Raw genomic sequence first — 14,179 nt, forward strand, 5'->3', positions numbered from 1 at the left:
AAAGTAAACAAAATTTTGCGAAGGAAAGGGTTAGATGGAGTTTACCAGTGGCTTCTTGTTGAGCCTGTCGCTGTGCCTGGACATCGGCGTGGCCAATATCGCGATGATCACCCTGGCGATGCAACGCGGATACTTTCAAGGCTTCGCCCTGGGGCTGGGCACCTGCGTCGGCGACCTGATCTACGCCGTGCTGGCGCTGGCCGGCATGACCGTGTTGCTGCAATACGAAACGGTGCGCTGGGTGCTATGGATCGGTGGTTCGGCGCTGTTGGTGTATTTCGCGGCGAAGATGATTTACTCGGCGATCCACCATGAGGCGCTGCTGGCCGAAACCGCCGAGGTCGGCCACAACTCCCATCGCAAGGAGTTTTTCCGTGGGATTTTTCTCGCCATGTCGTCGCCCAGCGCCATTCTCTGGTTCGCCGCGGTTGGTGGCACGTTGATCGCCCGCTCCGGTGGCGGCGGTGCGCTCAGCTCGGCCTTGTTCCTCGGTGGATTCCTCTGCGCCGGGCTGTTGTGGTCCGCTGGCCTGTGCTTCGCGGCGAGTCACGGCGGCAAGTTGCTCGGCGACAAGTTGCTGCGCTATTCCTATATGGCATCGGCGGCGATCTTCTGCTATTTCGCGGTGTACGTGATCCTATCGGGTTACAACGAGTTTGTCGGTGCAGCCGCCGTCGAGCAGTTGCACACCCTGTAACTGGGCGAATCGGGTTTGGCTTCTATACTCCCAGCCGAATCCACTTTTACTTCCAGGAGTCGAGTCATGGATGAGCAAACACGCGTCGAAGTGACGGAACCACGCTTCGAACACGGTCACTTCCTGCTGATTGCGGGGCTTGGCGGACAATTTACCCAGCAAACCGTAAAAGGCATTCCTGATCTCTGGGAAAAATTCATCCCCCACATTGGCAATGTTCCGGGGCAAAAAGGCGAAGTGACCTACGGCGTCTGCTGCAATTTCGACGGCAAGGGCGGCTTTGATTACATCGCTGGCGTCGAGATCAGCAAGCTCGATGATTTGCCTGAACAGTACCGCTGGGTAGAAGTTCAGCCTCAGCAGTATGTGGTGTTCGAACACAAAGGCTCGCTGGACACCTTGCCGCAGACCTTCCAGTACATCCATGGCACCTGGCTGCCGCAGTCCGGGCGCGAGCTGTTGAACGCCCCGGAATTCGAACGCTACAGCGAAGACTTCAACCCCAGGCTCAATACCGGCACGCTGGAACTCTGGCTACCGCTCAAGGCGTGACAAGTGCTTCGGGAGGCGGATCAGCCGGTTCGTCTCTCGATGTTGCGCCGTTGCTGATTTATCATCCCCGGTCTTTCCCTCGCCGATTCCGAGCTGCCATGAACACTGTCATCCGCCACGTCACGCCTGCTGACCTGGACCGCTGCTACGCCATCGAAACCCTTGCCTACGAAGGCGACGAAGCCGCGACCCGGGAGAAAATCGCCACCCGCATCGCCACTTGGCCCGAGGGTTTCATCGTTGCTGAAGTGGACGGCGTGGTCGCCGGTTTCATCAATTCCGGCGCGGCGTTCCAGGTTGAAATGTCCGACGAGGCGTTCAAGGAACTGATCGGCCACGACCCGGCCGGACCGCACGTGGTGATCATGTCGGTGGTGGTGCACCCGGACTATCAGGGCCAGGGCCTGGCGAAGCACTTGATGGGCGAGTTCATCGAGCGCATGCGCGCGATGGGCAAAACCAGCATCGACCTGATGTGCAAGGAGCGGCATATTCCGTTGTATGCAGGCTTTGGCTTTGCCTACGTCAAGCCATCGGCGTCCGACCATGGCGGCATGGCGTGGCACGAGATGGTGCTCAATCTCTGAACCCGACGCAGACCCCGTGTAGGAGCGAGCTTGCTCGCGAAGAACCCAGGCACACCGCGTTTATCCAGAATGCACGCGTTATCGTTGACGACCTTCGCGAGCAAGCTCGCTCCTACAGGGGACATGTGTGTCAGTCAGAACACGAGGCCCATCCGCCGCTCATACCCGATCCGCCCCTTGTACGCCTCGCCACTGTCGACGAAACCATACCTGGCATACAGCGCAATGGCGGCATCGTTATCGGCATCCACCGACAATTCCAGCCCGCGGATTTCCGGCCACGCCAGGCGCGCCGCTTCGGGCAGCGCTTGCAGGCAAGCCTTGCCATAACCCTTGCCCTGGGCGCGTTGATCGACCTGCAAAGCGTGCAGCGTAGCGCTGTGTTCGTCAGCCCAGGCGGGCAACACCGGTGGGCGTTTGAGCAGCAGAAAGGCAACCGGCACCGCATCAGCCAGCAAGGCAAAGCCTTTGACGCCGGGGCCGGGCTTCGATAGCAGGGTGTGCAATGCACCGTGAATGTCGCCGGAAAACCTGATCTGTTCCGGATGCACTTCGATGGCCTCCACCTGCTGGCGCTGCAGCGCATTCAGGCTTTCGTAAGGCACGAGTCGGGCTGTCACTGGAGTGTCCTTTTTCCAATAGAAATGAGCCTCGGATTCTAGCGAGTTTGCGCTCGTGGATTATTTTTATTTCGACTGTCGATCTGGCGGATCGCCGGACGACTAAGGGTGTCTTTTAAGAAAAACCACGGAGAACCACCATGAGTGATACCAATGAAATCCAGACCCTGATCGCCAATTACCGTGAGGCGGTCATCTCGAAGGACGTCGATAAAATCATGGCCCTGTACGCCGACGACATCGTCTCCTACGACGCCGTCAAGGCCCTGCAATTTCGCGGCAAGGCGGCCTATCGCGCGCATTGGCTGGAATGCATGGAAATGTGCCAGGGCCAGCACAAGTTTGATTTCGACCACATGAACATCGTGGCCGACGAGCACATCGCCTTCGCCCATTGGCTGGCCCATTGCGGCGGCACCAACGAGAAGGGCGAAACCCAGGCCTGCTGGATGCGCGTGACCGCCTGCTACCGGCGCGAGGCCGGGCAATGGCGCATCGTCCACGAACACTGGTCGGCCCCGTTCGACATGATGAGCGGCACGACCTTGTTCAACCTGGAACCCTGATCGTCGGCAAGCCGTGCGAAACGGCCCATCTGCGACCATAGTTGATCCGTTCAATCGGGAGAGCGCGATGAAGTATTTATGCCTGGTCTACAGCGATGAGCGCCTGCTGCATTCGCTGCCGGAAAGTCCCAAGGACGAGGAGTGCATGGCCTACGCCGAGGCAATCCAGGGCAGCGGCCGGATGGTTGCCGCCGAGGCGCTGGAGTCGGTGCAGACCGCCACCACGGTGCGCATGCGCAACGGCAAGTTGTCGATCACCGATGGCCCGTTCGCCGAAACAAAGGAGCAGTTGGCCGGCTTCTACCTGATCGATGCCAAGGACCTCAACGAAGCCCTGCAGGTCGCCGGGAACATCCCGGCGGCACGAGTCGGCAGTGTCGAAGTGCGCCCCGTCCGGCAGTTGAATACTTAAGATGCCGGGGCTGCCGGTACAGGCCAGGGTCGAGCAGGTTTATCGCCAGGAGTCGCGACGGATCCTGGCGACCCTGATTCGCCTGCTCGGCGATTTCGACCTGGCCGAGGAGGCCTTGCACGAAGCGTTTTTCGTTGCCGTGGAACGTTGGCAGCAGGACGGCGTGCCAGACAATCCGCGTACCTGGCTGGTGTCCACCGGGCGTTTCAAGGCCATTGATGTGCTGCGCCGGCGCGCGCGGTTCAATGCTTCGCGGCCATTGTTACAGGCGCAGCTGGAGGCGCTGGAGCAGGCCGACTGGAGTGAAGAAGACGTGGAAGACGATCGCCTGCGCCTGATCTTCACCTGTTGTCACCCGGCACTGGCGGCAGACGCCCAGGTGCCGTTGACCCTGCGTGAAGTCTGCGACCTGACCACGGAAGAAATCGCCCGGGCCTTTCTCTCGGCACCCGCCACCATCGCCCAGCGCATCGTGCGCGCCAAGGCGAAAATCCGTGATGCGAAAATCCCCTATCAGGTGCCATCCCTGGCGGAACTGCCCGAGCGCCTCGACAGCGTGCTGCGGGTGATTTACCTGGTGTTCAACGAAGGCTATTCGGCGTCCGGCGGCGCGCAAGTGACCCGCGAAGACCTGACCCGCGAAGCGATTCGCCTGGGGCGTTTGTTGCTGGAGTTGCTGCCGGAGCCGGAGGTCATGGGCTTGCTCGCTTTGATGTTGTTGCACGAGTCCCGACGCCTGGCCAGGACCTGCGCGGACGGCGACCTGATTTTGCTGGATGACCAGGACCGCTCGCTGTGGGACGCGCAGATGATCGCCGAAGGCTGTGCGCTGGTGGAGCGGGCATTGGGTACTCGGCGATTCGGCCCGTATTGCCTGCAAGCGGCGATTGCCGCGGTGCATGCCGAAGCGCCGTCGATCGAGGAAACCGACTGGGTGCAGATCGTCGGGCTGTATGACGTGTTGCTGCGAGCGTGGCCGTCGCCGGTGATCGAATTGAACCGGGCGGCGGCGATATCCAGGCGCGATGGGCCGTTGGCGGGGCTGACGCTGGTCGAGGCGATTCTGGCGCGGGGGGATTTGCTCGATTACCACTTGGCGCATTCGGCGCGGGCGGAGTTTTGTCGGCAGTTGGGCAGGGTGGAGCAGGCGCGGGCGGCCTATGAGCGGGCGCTGGAGTTGACGCAGCAGGCGCCGGAGCGGCGGTTTATCGAGGCTCGGTTGCGGGCGTTGGAGTGATGTGATTTTCGCTGGCCCCTTCGCGAGCAAGCCCGCTCCCACAGGGTAATGAGTCGACCACAAATTTTGTGTACAGCAGTGATCACTGTGGGAGCGGGCTTGCTCGCGAAGAGGCCAGTAGCCGCACCCCTATTCCAGCATCTTGCCCAGCAACCAGCTGCCCGCCGGCCCCGGCGGATGCAAGCGCGACCACAAGGCATCCACCGACACCGTTTTCGGCCAACCGCGCACCTCCAACTCCTGCAACGTCCCCGCGCCAAAACGCCCTACCAACCAGCGTGGCAGTGGCGCCCAGCCGAATCCGCCCTGGGCCATTTCCAGCAGCATCAGGTAACTCGGTGCCGACCAGACCCTGCCCTTGGCGCGGCTTTCATAGGGATTGACGATGGTCGCCAGGCGTAGCTCGCGATGCTGTTGCAGCGTGTCCTGGTCAATATTTTTCTGCTTGGCCAGTGGATGTTTACGCGACACGAACAGGGCGAATTCCGTGCGTTCGTCCACGGTCGAGCTGACCAGGTCAGGCGGGTAGCTGTCCTGCATTTCGGCGAAGGCGACGTGGGCCCGACCGCTTTGCACCAGTGCCACCAGGTCCTCGCATTCGGCAATCAGGCATTCGAGTTCCAGGTCTGGATAACGCTGCTCGAAGGCACTGAGTGCCACTTCGAAACGATCGGACTGGTAGGTGTCGGAAAGCGCCACGGTCAGCTTCGCCTCTACGCCCTGGGACAATTGGCTGGCGGTCATCTCCAGCCGGCTGGTGGCGGCCAGGATATCTTCGGCCCGTTGCAGCATGACATGCCCGGCGGGGGTCAGGCTGGGCTTGCGGCTGCTGCGGTCAAACAGGGTCAGGTTCAGATCGATTTCCAGGCTGGCCACGGCGGCGCTGATGGTCGACTGGCTACGGCCCAATTTGCGTGCCGCCGCGGAAAACGAGCCTTGGGTCGCGGCCTGGACGAACGCCTGCAACACTTCCTGGGATGCCATGAACTATCGCCTTGATCGATGGTTATTGGTTATGAAGTATCGGTAAGAAGATGGATGATGGCAACCATCGTCACTCAAGGAGTCGGGCCATGAGCGCCAATAAATCCATTACCGAACGTATTTTCCAGGCCATTGGTTTCGAACTGCTGGCCATCCTGATCTGTACGCCATTGCTGGCCTGGATCATGGACAAACCGATGCTGGAAATGGGCGCTGTCACAGTGGTCATTGCCGTGTTGGCCCTGGCGTGGAACGTGGTCTTCAACGGTCTGTTCGACCGCGTGCTCAAGCGTTTCGCCATTGCGCACAACGCCTGGATCCGCGTGGTCCACGCGCTGTTGTTCGAAGGCGGGCTGGTCGCCCTAGGCGTACCGTTGATTGCGTGGTGGCTGAAAGTCAGTCTGTGGCAAGCGTTCCTGCTGGATATCGGCGTGCTGCTGTTTTTCCTGCCGTACACCTACGTTTACCACTGGGTGTATGACGTGGTGCGGGAGCGGTTGGTCATTCGCTCTACCTGTAACGCGTAACCTGTAGGAGCCCGGCTTGCCGGCGAAGGCGTCCTCCAACATGGCGTTGGTCTTTCGGATGCCTTCGCCGGCAAGCCGGGCTCCTGCAAGGGCTGCTTTATTCAGAAAATCTGGGTGAACAACCAGTACAAACTGCCCGACAACACTATCGCCGCCGGCAAGGTCAGCACCCAGGCCATCAACAGGTTGCGGATGGTCTTCATCTGCAAGCCGCCGCCATTGGCGACCATGGTCCCGGCCACCCCTGACGACAACACGTGGGTGGTCGAGACCGGCAAGCCGAACATGTCGGCGGCGCCAATGGTCAACATCGCAACGGTTTCCGCCGAGGCGCCTTGGGCGTAGGTCAGGTGGGTCTTGCCGATTTTCTCTCCCACGGTTACCACGATGCGCTTCCAGCCGACCATGGTGCCCAGGCCCAGCGCAATTGCTACGGCGATCTTCACCCACAACGGAATGAAGCGCGTGGCGTTGTCGATCTGCTGCTTGAACAGCTGCAGTTTGCCGTTGGTATCGGCGTCGAAGTTACCCACCTTGTTCTTGTCCATCAGGCGGATGGTTTCGCTGGTCAGGTACATGTCATTGCGCACGTTGCCCATGGCTTCGGCCGGGACTTTGGACAGCGAACCATAGCCCTTCACTTCATTACCGATGTTGCCGGCCAGTGCCGCGAGGGCGGGGATCAGTTGCGGCGTGACCTCCTTGCTGCGCACGTAATCGGAGAGGATCGGTCGCGGATCGGCCGGTGCCGGCAACGGCGCACTCTTGACCAGCGCCTGTTGGGTCACTTCGGCCACGGCGGCGAACTGCAACGCCTGGTCTGCAGGCATGGTGCGGTTCAGTGCATAGGCCATCGGCAAGGTCCCGACCAGGATCAGCATGATCAGCCCCATGCCTTTCTGACCGTCATTGGAACCGTGGGCGAAGGACACGCCGGTGCAGGTCAGGATCAACATGCCGCGAATCCACCATGGCGGCGGGGTGTTGCCCTTGGGCTCCTTGTACAGCGCGCGGTTCTTGACGAAGGCCCGCAGGGCCAACAGCAACAGCGCGGCGCAGCCGAAGCCGACCAGCGGCGAGAGCAATAGGGCGTATCCCACCTTGGTCGCCTGCGCCCAGTCCACGCCGCTGGTGCCGTCACGCCCGTGCATCAGCGCATTGGCCACGCCGACACCGATGATCGAGCCGATCAGGGTGTGCGACGACGAGGCCGGCAGGCCCAGCCACCAGGTGCCGAGGTTCCACAGGATCGCGGCGATCAGCAGGGCGAAGATCATCGCGAAACCGGCGGATGAACCGACTTGCAGGATCAACTCCACAGGCAGCAGCGCGATGATGCCGAACGCCACCGCGCCACTGGACAGCAGCACCCCGAGGAAGTTGAAGAACCCGGACCAGACCACCGCGAAATTCGGTGGCAGCGAGTGTGTGTAGATCACGGTGGCGACGGCGTTGGCGGTGTCGTGGAAACCGTTGACGAACTCGAAGCCCAAGGCAATCAGCAAGGCCACGCCCAGCAGGATGAATGGCGTCCAGGTGGTCACCTCCGTGCCGAGTTCGTTCATGTCGTGCATCAGGCTGTAGGCGGTGAACAGCAGCCCGATGCCCAGCACTGCAAAAAACACCACGAGGGTGAGCACACCGGGTTTTTTATCGAATTGCGGTTTGGCGCTGCTGGCGGGCGCCGGGGCGGCGGTAAAGGAGGGGGTAGCCATGCCGGACATTCCTGAGGAGGGAAGGAGTGTCGTTGATGATCGTTGCAAAATGTTACAGAGAGACTGCCCTGTGTCAGTGTTTGGATTTGTATGATTCTTGAAAGATCGCAGCCTGCGGCAGCTCCTACAGGGGCTGCGATCTTTTGATCTTAATAATCCTGGCGCTTGCGAAAGGCCCAACGTCCCGCAATCAAGGTAAAGGTCGCCACCAGCGCCACCAGGATCCAGAACCCTTCAGGGTCCTGGGACAGCGGCACCCCACCCACGTTCATGCCGAAGAAACCGGCAATGATGTTGATCGGCAGGGCCAGCACCGTCACCACCGTCAGGGTGAACAGGGTGCGGTTGCTCTGTTCGTTGAGGTTGGCGGCGATTTCCTCCTGCAACAGCTTGATCCGTTCCCCCAGCGCCGTGAGGTCGTTGATGATCAAGGCAAACTCCTCGGTGGACTTGCGCAGTTCCTTGACGTCCTCCTTCTGCAGCCAGGGTGGCGGGCGATTGAGCAGGCGCAGCAACGACCCCGGCTCCAGCGCCAGCAGGCGTTGCAGGCGCACCAGCACCCGGCGATTGGCCCCCAGTTCCGCGCGGTTGGTCGACAGGCGCGAGGACAGGAGTTCATCTTCGATCTGATCCACGCTCAGGCTGGTCTTGCGCACGATCTGGGTCAGCACTTCGCCCTGGTCGCGCAGCAGATGCACCAGCAACTCCAGCGGCGAGCGGAAGCATTCACCGGCCTTGACCGACGAGCGCAGCTTGTCCACCGAATGCAGCGGTTGCAGGCGCGCGCTGATGATCAGTCGACTGCGGGCACAGACCCACAGGGTCGAGACATCGGAGGAGGTCATGCTGCTGAGGTTGAACACCACGTCGTTGACCACCGCCAGCAACGCCGAATCGACATGTTCGATGCGCGTCGATCGTGAACCTTCATGCAAGGCTTCGAAAAATTCGTCGGGCAGTTCCAGGTGGCTCTTCATCCAGCGCTCGCACGCGGCATGGGCGAGGTTCAGGTGCAGCCAGAGAAATTGCTCGGCGTCCTGCGGGTGTTGCAGGTACTGCAAGGCCCTGGCCGAATCGATTTCCTGGCCGCGCTCACCGGGGCGAAAACTGAAACCGTAAAGCAGGCCGAACAGATCCGGATCGCGATGGCTGTGATCGATGCTGTGGTTCATGAGGGCTCGCATGGGGGGGCGCCTGTCGCGTGTTTTACAGGTTCACGAGAGCGGCATCATCGCAAGGCTGGATGACGGATTTGTGACCTCGGCCTGATCGGTCACCCAAACGCAAAAAAGCCGCACGATGGGGAGCATCGTGCGGCTTTTTTTCGGGTGCATCAGTCGTCTTTCTTGTTCTTCAGGACTTCGCCGGTGGCGGCGTTCACGTCCACGTCCCATTCAACGTTGTTGGCGTCGCGCAGTTCCACTTCGTACTCGTAGCTATTGAAGTGGTTATCCAGGTCACTGTCGGTAATCGTGGCACCCGGGTGCAGCTTCAGCACGATCTGGTTCAGTTCCTCCAGTGGCTTGATCTTGCCGTCCTTGACCAACTGAGGGATCTGGTCGACGGGAACATCAGCCTGGGCCAGGCCAGCGGTGAGGGTCAGGGTTGCGGCGGCGAACAGGGCAGTCAGGGTTTTCATAAGCTTCTTTCCTTGGATGAGCTGTTTAAGTGGGATCAGAATAACTGTGGCAACTTAATTCAGACTTAAATTCCCTTGAATCGAATAATCAATAGCCGTTATTGCGTATCACCTGCGCCACACTCGCCGCCGCCGGGCGCTTATAGAACTTCAGAAGCTCGCTGGCGCGGTTGGTGAAGATACCGTCGACGCCAGCCGCCATGACCTTCTGGTAATCCACCGCTTCATCGATGGTGTAGACGTGGACCAGCAGGCCCTGATCGTGGGTGTACTGGTTCATCCACGGTTGTACCAGGTCGGCGTAGCTCTGATCGCCACCCTGGGTCAGCGCGGCGGACGGGCCGGTACCGATCGCGCCCTGGGCCTTGGCGTAGTCGACCCAGCGCTGGAACTCGGCTTTGTCCTTGGGTTGCTGTTTGGCGTAGTAAGCGGCTTTGTCCTTGTCGCCGGATTGAGCAAAGGTCACTGTCGATTTTGGCTCGATGTTGCCTTCACCGACCCACAACAACAGAATCTTCGGCACCTGTGGCATTTCCTTTTGCAGCAATTCGAGGCTGCTCTTCTCGAACGTTTGCAGCACCACCTTGCCTTTGCCCTGGCCGACGGACAGCTCGCTTTTAGCCAGTTTCGACCCCGCGGGGCTCAGCCAGCCGCGATCCTGGAGTTTTTCCTTGAGGTCGTGTTCTATGCCCGGAAACTGCTTGGGCTCCTTGGTCTCGATGTACAGGCCGGGCTTGTGCAGCGGATTGCCCTGGGCGATGTCGATGATTTCATCGAGGGTGAGGATTTTCAGGCCGGCAAACGCAGGACGCGCGCGATCCGGGTAGGCCGCGTTGAACCAGCTGCCGGCATCCAGGGTTTTCAGCTCGGCCATGGTGAAGGCATTGGCCGGGCTGTCCTTGCGCTCGGGGAATTTGCTGGCGACGTCGGTGGTGCGTTGCAGGTTATTGTCGTGCAGGGCGAACAGCACGCCATCCTTGCTGCGCTGCAGGTCCAGCTCCAGGTAATCGGCGCCGAGGTCGCGGGCCAGTTTGTAGGCGGCGGCGGTGGATTCCGGTGCATCGAAAGATGCGCCACGGTGGGCGATCACCGCCGGGTGCGGAATGCCCATTCGGGTGGCCAGCGCGGCGGGGCCGGGCTCGCTGGCGGCCTGGGCCTGGCCGAGGCCAAGCAGCAAACTCAGGAGCAGGGCGCTGTGGGTGACGGTGGCCGGCATGGTCGAGATCCTTTCGTGACAGGTTTCAAAGAGGTCTCTTTTAACAACTGAGCGTTGCCAGCGCTATCGCGAGACCGACATAAACGTGTTGAAAGCTGATGTCGGTCAGCGTTTTTGTGTTCTTGTCTGCATTATTCTTCGTCCCGGCAACTTCCCCGGCAGAGGGAAAACCATTCGCTGGCCATGCGTGTAAACCATCGATCACTTCTTGTGAGGTTTCCATGCGCATTACTTCCCAGCTCATCTGCCAGGCCGCCGACCAGCTCCAGGGCTTCGTCGGCCTCAATCGCAAGACTGGCCACTACATCGTGCGTTTCAGCGAAGACTCGTTCGGCATGGACGTGGCTGACGACGGCATCATCCCCACCAGCGAATTCGTCTGGGTGCCGGGCCCGGAGCAGACCATGACGCTCAAGCGCGAGTTGATCCAGTTGTTGCTGGATCAAAATATTGATGAGCGAATCAACATCACCGAGCCGTTGCGGGTGTACATGGACAGGCGGGAAGTGCCGGAGATTTCGGCGGTGAGGAGTCTGGTGCGGGGTTAGTGGGCTTTCTCGCTGTTGCTGTTGCTGTTGCTTTGGCTTTTGATCTTGATCTTCTTGTCCCATCGAGAGGTTTCGTTCCGGTTCTGTCCAGCGCGGCGGGCCCCTGTAGGAGCGAGCTTGCTCGCGAAAAACCTGAGAGCACCGTGGGGTGTCAGGCTTCCCGCGTCATCGTTGACCTCCATCGCGAGCAAGCTCGCTCCCACAGGTATCGCGTACAGCCGCAAAATGTCAGGCCGTCATCGCTGGCAAGCCCGCTCCTGCAGGGGGTGGGGTGAACTCATAAGCCCGCTCAACAAGGCAAACCCGGGTATGACACTGCGCATACCAGGTCGATCGCCCGCGCTCACTAATTGCCCGGTGCTCGGGATGCTGCTTCCACGCCAGGATCGCCGCCTCACTGGTCCAATACGACACCGTAATCCCCAGCCCATCATCGCCCCGCGCCGACTCTACACCGAGGAACCCCGGCTGCTCACGCGCCAGCGCCACCATCCGTTCGGCCGCTTCGGCGTACCCCTGGTCACCATCGGTTCGTAGCGAAGTGAAGATCACTGCGTAATAGGGCGCAGCAATCATGACCGCCGCTCCACGCACGCTGCGATCAAGGCCCGCACCAGCGGTGGCAGGGTACCCTCGAGGGCAGCGCGTTCCGGCTGGAACAGCGTGGCGACATAGAACGGATGACCGCTGAGCTCGACCGCGCGCAAACCGTGTTCGGCATCATGGCCGACGGCATGAAGCGCGTGCTTGAGCAGTTCCCGTTCGAACTCGGGATTCACTCCGTAGCGGCAGCGATAGCCCTCACGAATTTCACAGGTTTCATATGCCCTGGCGATCAGCGAGCCTTCCCGCAAATGAATAATGTCGACAGCCTCAACCAGTGAACACGCCAGCGGCGTGAGCAATGCCCGCGATGCATCGGGAGCCGTCTCGCCATGTTCGGCATCCGCCCAGCCGAGCACGTTGCGCGCATATTCCAGCACCGCATGTTGAAACCCGCCGCAGGTGCCGAGGAAAGGTCGCCGCTGTTCACGGGCAAAGCGAATCGCCCGCAAGGCACCTTCCATGCTGCGATACGGGCTGGCGGGCACGCACCAGAAACCGTCGAACCCGGCGAGCGGCGTGTTGGCATGCAAGCTATCGGTGGCCAGCCACTGCCCTTGCACGTTTCGGCCGCTGTGTTCGGCGGCCAGGCCGAGCGCCACCGGGATGGCCTGGTGGGCGGTGACTTGAGGGTCTTGATCACCGATCAGGGCGATGCGAATGACGCGGTTTTCCATGGGTGACCTCGGCGCTTGTTGATTCCTGGCAGCCACTATAGATTGGCGTTCACGCACTCAATATTGGCGTTATCCCAAGTGATCAATGCAGCGACGCACTATCGACTGGACTACCCAGACCTGGCCCTGGTGCTCGCATTGGTGCGCGGCGGCTCTCTGGCCCGGGCCGCGCAGCTGATGAAAGTGGATGTCTCGACGGTGTTTCGCGCCGTGCGTCGACTGGAAGCCGCACTGGGCCAGCCGTTGTTCGAAAAAAGCCGCGCCGGTTACCTGCCCACGAGCCTGGCGCAGGCCCTGGCGGAACAGGCCGAGCGCGCCGAACAGGCATTGGAAGCCGCAAGGGTCGGTGTGGAGCAGGGCGGTGAAGTGGTCAGCGGCACCGTGCGCCTGACCTGCACCGATTCGGTCCTGCAAGGCTTACTGCTGCCGGCGCTGGCGCAGTTCATGCCGAACTATCCAGCGTTGATCCTTGAGCTCAGTACGTCCAACGACTTTGCCAACCTCAGCCGCCGCGATGCCGACATCGCCTTGCGCCTGACCCGTACGCCACCGGAACACCTGGTGGGGCGACGCCTTGCAGGGATTGGCTACCGGGTGTGTGCCAGCGCCGGTTATCTGCAAGGGGTCGATGCGACCGATCTGGTGTCACTGACCTGGATCGCCCCTGACGACTTCCTGCCTGATCACCCGACAGTGGCCTGGCGTCGTCAGGCAATGCCTGGGGTGATGCCGGGTTATCGCTGCAACAGCATGCTGTCGGTCACCGAACTGGTGCGGGCGGGGTTGGGCGTGGCGGCGTTGCCAGACTTTCTGATCGGTGATGGATTACAGCCACTGGGCGAGCCGTTGCACGGATACGACACCGCGCTGTGGCTGCTGACCCGCCCGGATTGCCGCGCCTTGCGCTCGGTGGTGACGCTGTTTGACGAGTTGGGGCGGGCGCTCAAGTTGCCCTAGGCCGTTCAGGCCTTAGGTTGGTCCTTGTGCACGAAGTGCTGATGCATTTCCGTGGTCAGGTTTTCGATGCGCTCGGTGAGGGCCTTGGTCATTTCCGTGAGGCGGGTGTTTTGCTCAAGCAGCGCCAGCAGTTGCGCGCTGTTTTTCGCCGCTTCCGCCTGTCGCTCACTGTTGGCGATCGCCAGCGCTTCGCGGTGTTGCGCATCGGCATCGGATTGGGCTTTGTCCCGCGCGGCCTGACGGCTCTGGGCCAACAGGATCAGGGGGGCGGCATAGGCCGATTGCAGGCTGAAAGCCAGGTTGAGCAGGATGAACGGGTAGGCATCGAAGTGGGCGACGCCGAACAGGTTCAGGCACACCCAGATCACCACGATCAGTGTTTGTGCGCCTAGAAAGGTCGGTGTACCGAAGAACCGCGCAAAAGCCTCGGCACGCAGGGCGAATTTGTCATTGCCGAAGGTCGGCGCCAGGTGGGCATGACGGCGATGGAAACGCAGGTGATCGACGGGGGCGGTGGTTTCATTGCTCGTGGAATTCATGATGCTCTCTGCAGGCGCTGGGACTGAGGCTCACTATAGCCTCGGCACGAGTTTCATTCTGAAACACATTCTGCCGTACACATTGAAGCGATCAGTTCTTCGA

19 protein-coding genes are annotated in these 14,179 nt (G+C 61.0%); 9 read left to right on the forward strand and 10 right to left on the reverse strand.

Annotation, left to right across the window (positions count from 1 at the left end; all coding sequences use genetic code 11):
- The first annotated feature begins 34 nt into the window (after positions 1-34).
- From ACM6I6_RS09595 to ACM6I6_RS09605, 3 genes are all read left to right on the forward strand, one after another.
- Positions 35-697, forward strand: coding sequence for a LysE family translocator (locus ACM6I6_RS09595; RefSeq protein WP_414919807.1), 663 nt, complete (start codon positions 35-37; stop codon positions 695-697).
- Between the two features lie 66 nt (positions 698-763).
- Positions 764-1,249 (forward strand): GyrI-like domain-containing protein, encoded by a 486-nt coding sequence (locus ACM6I6_RS09600; protein ID WP_408599913.1) that lies wholly within the window; start codon positions 764-766, stop codon positions 1,247-1,249.
- A 98-nt stretch (positions 1,250-1,347) separates the two neighbouring features.
- On the forward strand, positions 1,348-1,836 hold the full coding sequence (locus ACM6I6_RS09605; RefSeq protein ID WP_274073349.1) for a GNAT family N-acetyltransferase: 489 nt from the start codon (positions 1,348-1,350) through the stop codon (positions 1,834-1,836).
- 134 nt (positions 1,837-1,970) lie between these two features.
- Here the strand turns inward: ACM6I6_RS09605 and ACM6I6_RS09610 are convergent, their stop codons facing one another.
- Entirely contained in the window at positions 1,971-2,456 is a 486-nt protein-coding gene (locus ACM6I6_RS09610) for a GNAT family N-acetyltransferase (protein WP_323607268.1), read from the reverse strand.
- Positions 2,457-2,596: 140 nt separating this feature from the next.
- Here ACM6I6_RS09610 and ACM6I6_RS09615 point away from each other — a divergent pair, with 140 nt between their 5' ends.
- The 3 genes from ACM6I6_RS09615 (at position 2,597) to ACM6I6_RS09625 (ending at position 4,671) form a co-directional block, all read left to right on the forward strand.
- Positions 2,597-3,022: a YybH family protein gene (locus tag ACM6I6_RS09615; RefSeq protein ID WP_274073351.1), complete on the forward strand. Its 426-nt coding sequence runs from the start codon at positions 2,597-2,599 to the stop codon at positions 3,020-3,022.
- A gap of 67 nt (positions 3,023-3,089) precedes the next feature.
- Entirely contained in the window at positions 3,090-3,434 is a 345-nt protein-coding gene (locus ACM6I6_RS09620; RefSeq protein ID WP_274073352.1) for a YciI family protein, read from the forward strand.
- Position 3,435: 1 nt separating this feature from the next.
- Positions 3,436-4,671 (forward strand): RNA polymerase sigma factor, encoded by a 1,236-nt coding sequence (locus ACM6I6_RS09625; RefSeq protein WP_414919808.1) that lies wholly within the window; start codon positions 3,436-3,438, stop codon positions 4,669-4,671.
- Positions 4,672-4,800: 129 nt separating this feature from the next.
- On the opposite strand, the gene ACM6I6_RS09630 is transcribed toward ACM6I6_RS09625, so the two are convergent.
- Entirely contained in the window at positions 4,801-5,655 is an 855-nt protein-coding gene (locus tag ACM6I6_RS09630) for a LysR family transcriptional regulator (RefSeq protein ID WP_414919809.1), read from the reverse strand.
- Between the two features lie 89 nt (positions 5,656-5,744).
- On the opposite strand from ACM6I6_RS09630, the gene ACM6I6_RS09635 reads away from it, so the two are divergent.
- The gene (locus tag ACM6I6_RS09635; protein ID WP_414919810.1) at positions 5,745-6,182 is read left to right on the forward strand and encodes a multidrug/biocide efflux PACE transporter; all 438 of its coding nucleotides are present in this window, start codon (positions 5,745-5,747) and stop codon (positions 6,180-6,182) included.
- 101 nt (positions 6,183-6,283) lie between these two features.
- Here ACM6I6_RS09635 and ACM6I6_RS09640 read toward each other — a convergent pair whose 3' ends face one another.
- The 5 genes from ACM6I6_RS09640 to ACM6I6_RS09660 all read right to left on the reverse strand — a co-directional run bounded on the left by ACM6I6_RS09640 (position 6,284) and on the right by ACM6I6_RS09660 (position 10,975).
- A complete protein-coding gene (locus ACM6I6_RS09640; protein ID WP_414919811.1) occupies positions 6,284-7,897 on the reverse strand; it encodes an inorganic phosphate transporter in 1,614 nt (537 codons plus the stop codon).
- A 149-nt stretch (positions 7,898-8,046) separates the two neighbouring features.
- Positions 8,047-9,069, reverse strand: coding sequence for a transporter (locus tag ACM6I6_RS09645; RefSeq protein WP_274073598.1), 1,023 nt, complete (start codon positions 9,067-9,069; stop codon positions 8,047-8,049).
- A 161-nt stretch (positions 9,070-9,230) separates the two neighbouring features.
- Positions 9,231-9,536, reverse strand: coding sequence for a PepSY domain-containing protein (locus ACM6I6_RS09650; protein ID WP_274073357.1), 306 nt, complete (start codon positions 9,534-9,536; stop codon positions 9,231-9,233).
- Positions 9,537-9,624: 88 nt separating this feature from the next.
- Positions 9,625-10,752 carry a glycerophosphodiester phosphodiesterase gene (locus tag ACM6I6_RS09655; RefSeq protein WP_414919812.1) on the reverse strand — a complete coding sequence of 376 codons (1,128 nt, stop codon included), beginning with the start codon at positions 10,750-10,752 and terminating at the stop codon, positions 9,625-9,627.
- A gap of 40 nt (positions 10,753-10,792) precedes the next feature.
- Positions 10,793-10,975: a hypothetical protein gene (locus tag ACM6I6_RS09660; RefSeq protein ID WP_274073359.1), complete on the reverse strand. Its 183-nt coding sequence runs from the start codon at positions 10,973-10,975 to the stop codon at positions 10,793-10,795.
- Here ACM6I6_RS09660 and ACM6I6_RS09665 point away from each other — a divergent pair.
- Positions 10,974-11,300, forward strand: a complete 327-nt coding sequence (locus ACM6I6_RS09665; RefSeq protein ID WP_323627409.1) for a DUF2025 family protein — start codon at positions 10,974-10,976, stop codon at positions 11,298-11,300. The two genes, ACM6I6_RS09660 and ACM6I6_RS09665, sit on opposite strands and share 2 nt — an antisense overlap.
- 228 nt (positions 11,301-11,528) lie before the next feature.
- Here the strand turns inward: ACM6I6_RS09665 and ACM6I6_RS09670 are convergent, their stop codons facing one another.
- A complete protein-coding gene (locus ACM6I6_RS09670) occupies positions 11,529-11,876 on the reverse strand; it encodes an antibiotic biosynthesis monooxygenase (protein WP_323607261.1) in 348 nt (115 codons plus the stop codon).
- Positions 11,873-12,580 carry a CTP synthase gene (locus tag ACM6I6_RS09675; RefSeq protein WP_414919813.1) on the reverse strand — a complete coding sequence of 236 codons (708 nt, stop codon included), beginning with the start codon at positions 12,578-12,580 and terminating at the stop codon, positions 11,873-11,875. The genes ACM6I6_RS09670 and ACM6I6_RS09675 overlap by 4 nt, the downstream gene beginning before the upstream one ends.
- Positions 12,581-12,595: 15 nt before the next feature.
- On the opposite strand from ACM6I6_RS09675, the gene ACM6I6_RS09680 reads away from it, so the two are divergent.
- On the forward strand, positions 12,596-13,537 hold the full coding sequence (locus ACM6I6_RS09680; protein ID WP_414919814.1) for a LysR family transcriptional regulator: 942 nt from the start codon (positions 12,596-12,598) through the stop codon (positions 13,535-13,537).
- 5 nt (positions 13,538-13,542) lie between these two features.
- Here the strand turns inward: ACM6I6_RS09680 and ACM6I6_RS09685 are convergent, their stop codons facing one another.
- Complete coding sequence (locus tag ACM6I6_RS09685) at positions 13,543-14,076, reverse strand: DUF1003 domain-containing protein (RefSeq protein WP_414919815.1); 534 nt, start codon at positions 14,074-14,076, stop codon at positions 13,543-13,545.
- Between the last annotated feature and the right edge of the window lie 103 nt (positions 14,077-14,179).

Origin of the sequence: Pseudomonas sp. IT-P218, assembly GCF_949767605.1 — a bacterium.
Taxonomy (GTDB): domain Bacteria; phylum Pseudomonadota; class Gammaproteobacteria; order Pseudomonadales; family Pseudomonadaceae; genus Aquipseudomonas; species Aquipseudomonas putida_AE.

Coding starts and splice junctions, on each gene's coding strand:
- ACM6I6_RS09595 (WP_414919807.1), top strand. CDS start 35: ATGGAGTTTACCAGTGGCTTCTTGTTGAGCCTGTCGCTGTGCCTGGAC.
- ACM6I6_RS09600 (WP_408599913.1), top strand. CDS start 764: ATGGATGAGCAAACACGCGTCGAAGTGACGGAACCACGCTTCGAACAC.
- ACM6I6_RS09605 (WP_274073349.1), top strand. CDS start 1,348: ATGAACACTGTCATCCGCCACGTCACGCCTGCTGACCTGGACCGCTGC.
- ACM6I6_RS09615 (WP_274073351.1), top strand. CDS start 2,597: ATGAGTGATACCAATGAAATCCAGACCCTGATCGCCAATTACCGTGAG.
- ACM6I6_RS09620 (WP_274073352.1), top strand. CDS start 3,090: ATGAAGTATTTATGCCTGGTCTACAGCGATGAGCGCCTGCTGCATTCG.
- ACM6I6_RS09625 (WP_414919808.1), top strand. CDS start 3,436: ATGCCGGGGCTGCCGGTACAGGCCAGGGTCGAGCAGGTTTATCGCCAG.
- ACM6I6_RS09630 (WP_414919809.1), bottom strand. CDS start 5,655: ATGGCATCCCAGGAAGTGTTGCAGGCGTTCGTCCAGGCCGCGACCCAA.
- ACM6I6_RS09635 (WP_414919810.1), top strand. CDS start 5,745: ATGAGCGCCAATAAATCCATTACCGAACGTATTTTCCAGGCCATTGGT.
- ACM6I6_RS09640 (WP_414919811.1), bottom strand. CDS start 7,897: ATGGCTACCCCCTCCTTTACCGCCGCCCCGGCGCCCGCCAGCAGCGCC.
- ACM6I6_RS09645 (WP_274073598.1), bottom strand. CDS start 9,069: ATGAACCACAGCATCGATCACAGCCATCGCGATCCGGATCTGTTCGGC.
- ACM6I6_RS09650 (WP_274073357.1), bottom strand. CDS start 9,536: ATGAAAACCCTGACTGCCCTGTTCGCCGCCGCAACCCTGACCCTCACC.
- ACM6I6_RS09655 (WP_414919812.1), bottom strand. CDS start 10,752: ATGCCGGCCACCGTCACCCACAGCGCCCTGCTCCTGAGTTTGCTGCTT.
- ACM6I6_RS09665 (WP_323627409.1), top strand. CDS start 10,974: ATGCGCATTACTTCCCAGCTCATCTGCCAGGCCGCCGACCAGCTCCAG.
- ACM6I6_RS09660 (WP_274073359.1), bottom strand. CDS start 10,975: ATGGAAACCTCACAAGAAGTGATCGATGGTTTACACGCATGGCCAGCG.
- ACM6I6_RS09670 (WP_323607261.1), bottom strand. CDS start 11,876: ATGATTGCTGCGCCCTATTACGCAGTGATCTTCACTTCGCTACGAACC.
- ACM6I6_RS09675 (WP_414919813.1), bottom strand. CDS start 12,580: ATGGAAAACCGCGTCATTCGCATCGCCCTGATCGGTGATCAAGACCCT.
- ACM6I6_RS09685 (WP_414919815.1), bottom strand. CDS start 14,076: ATGAATTCCACGAGCAATGAAACCACCGCCCCCGTCGATCACCTGCGT.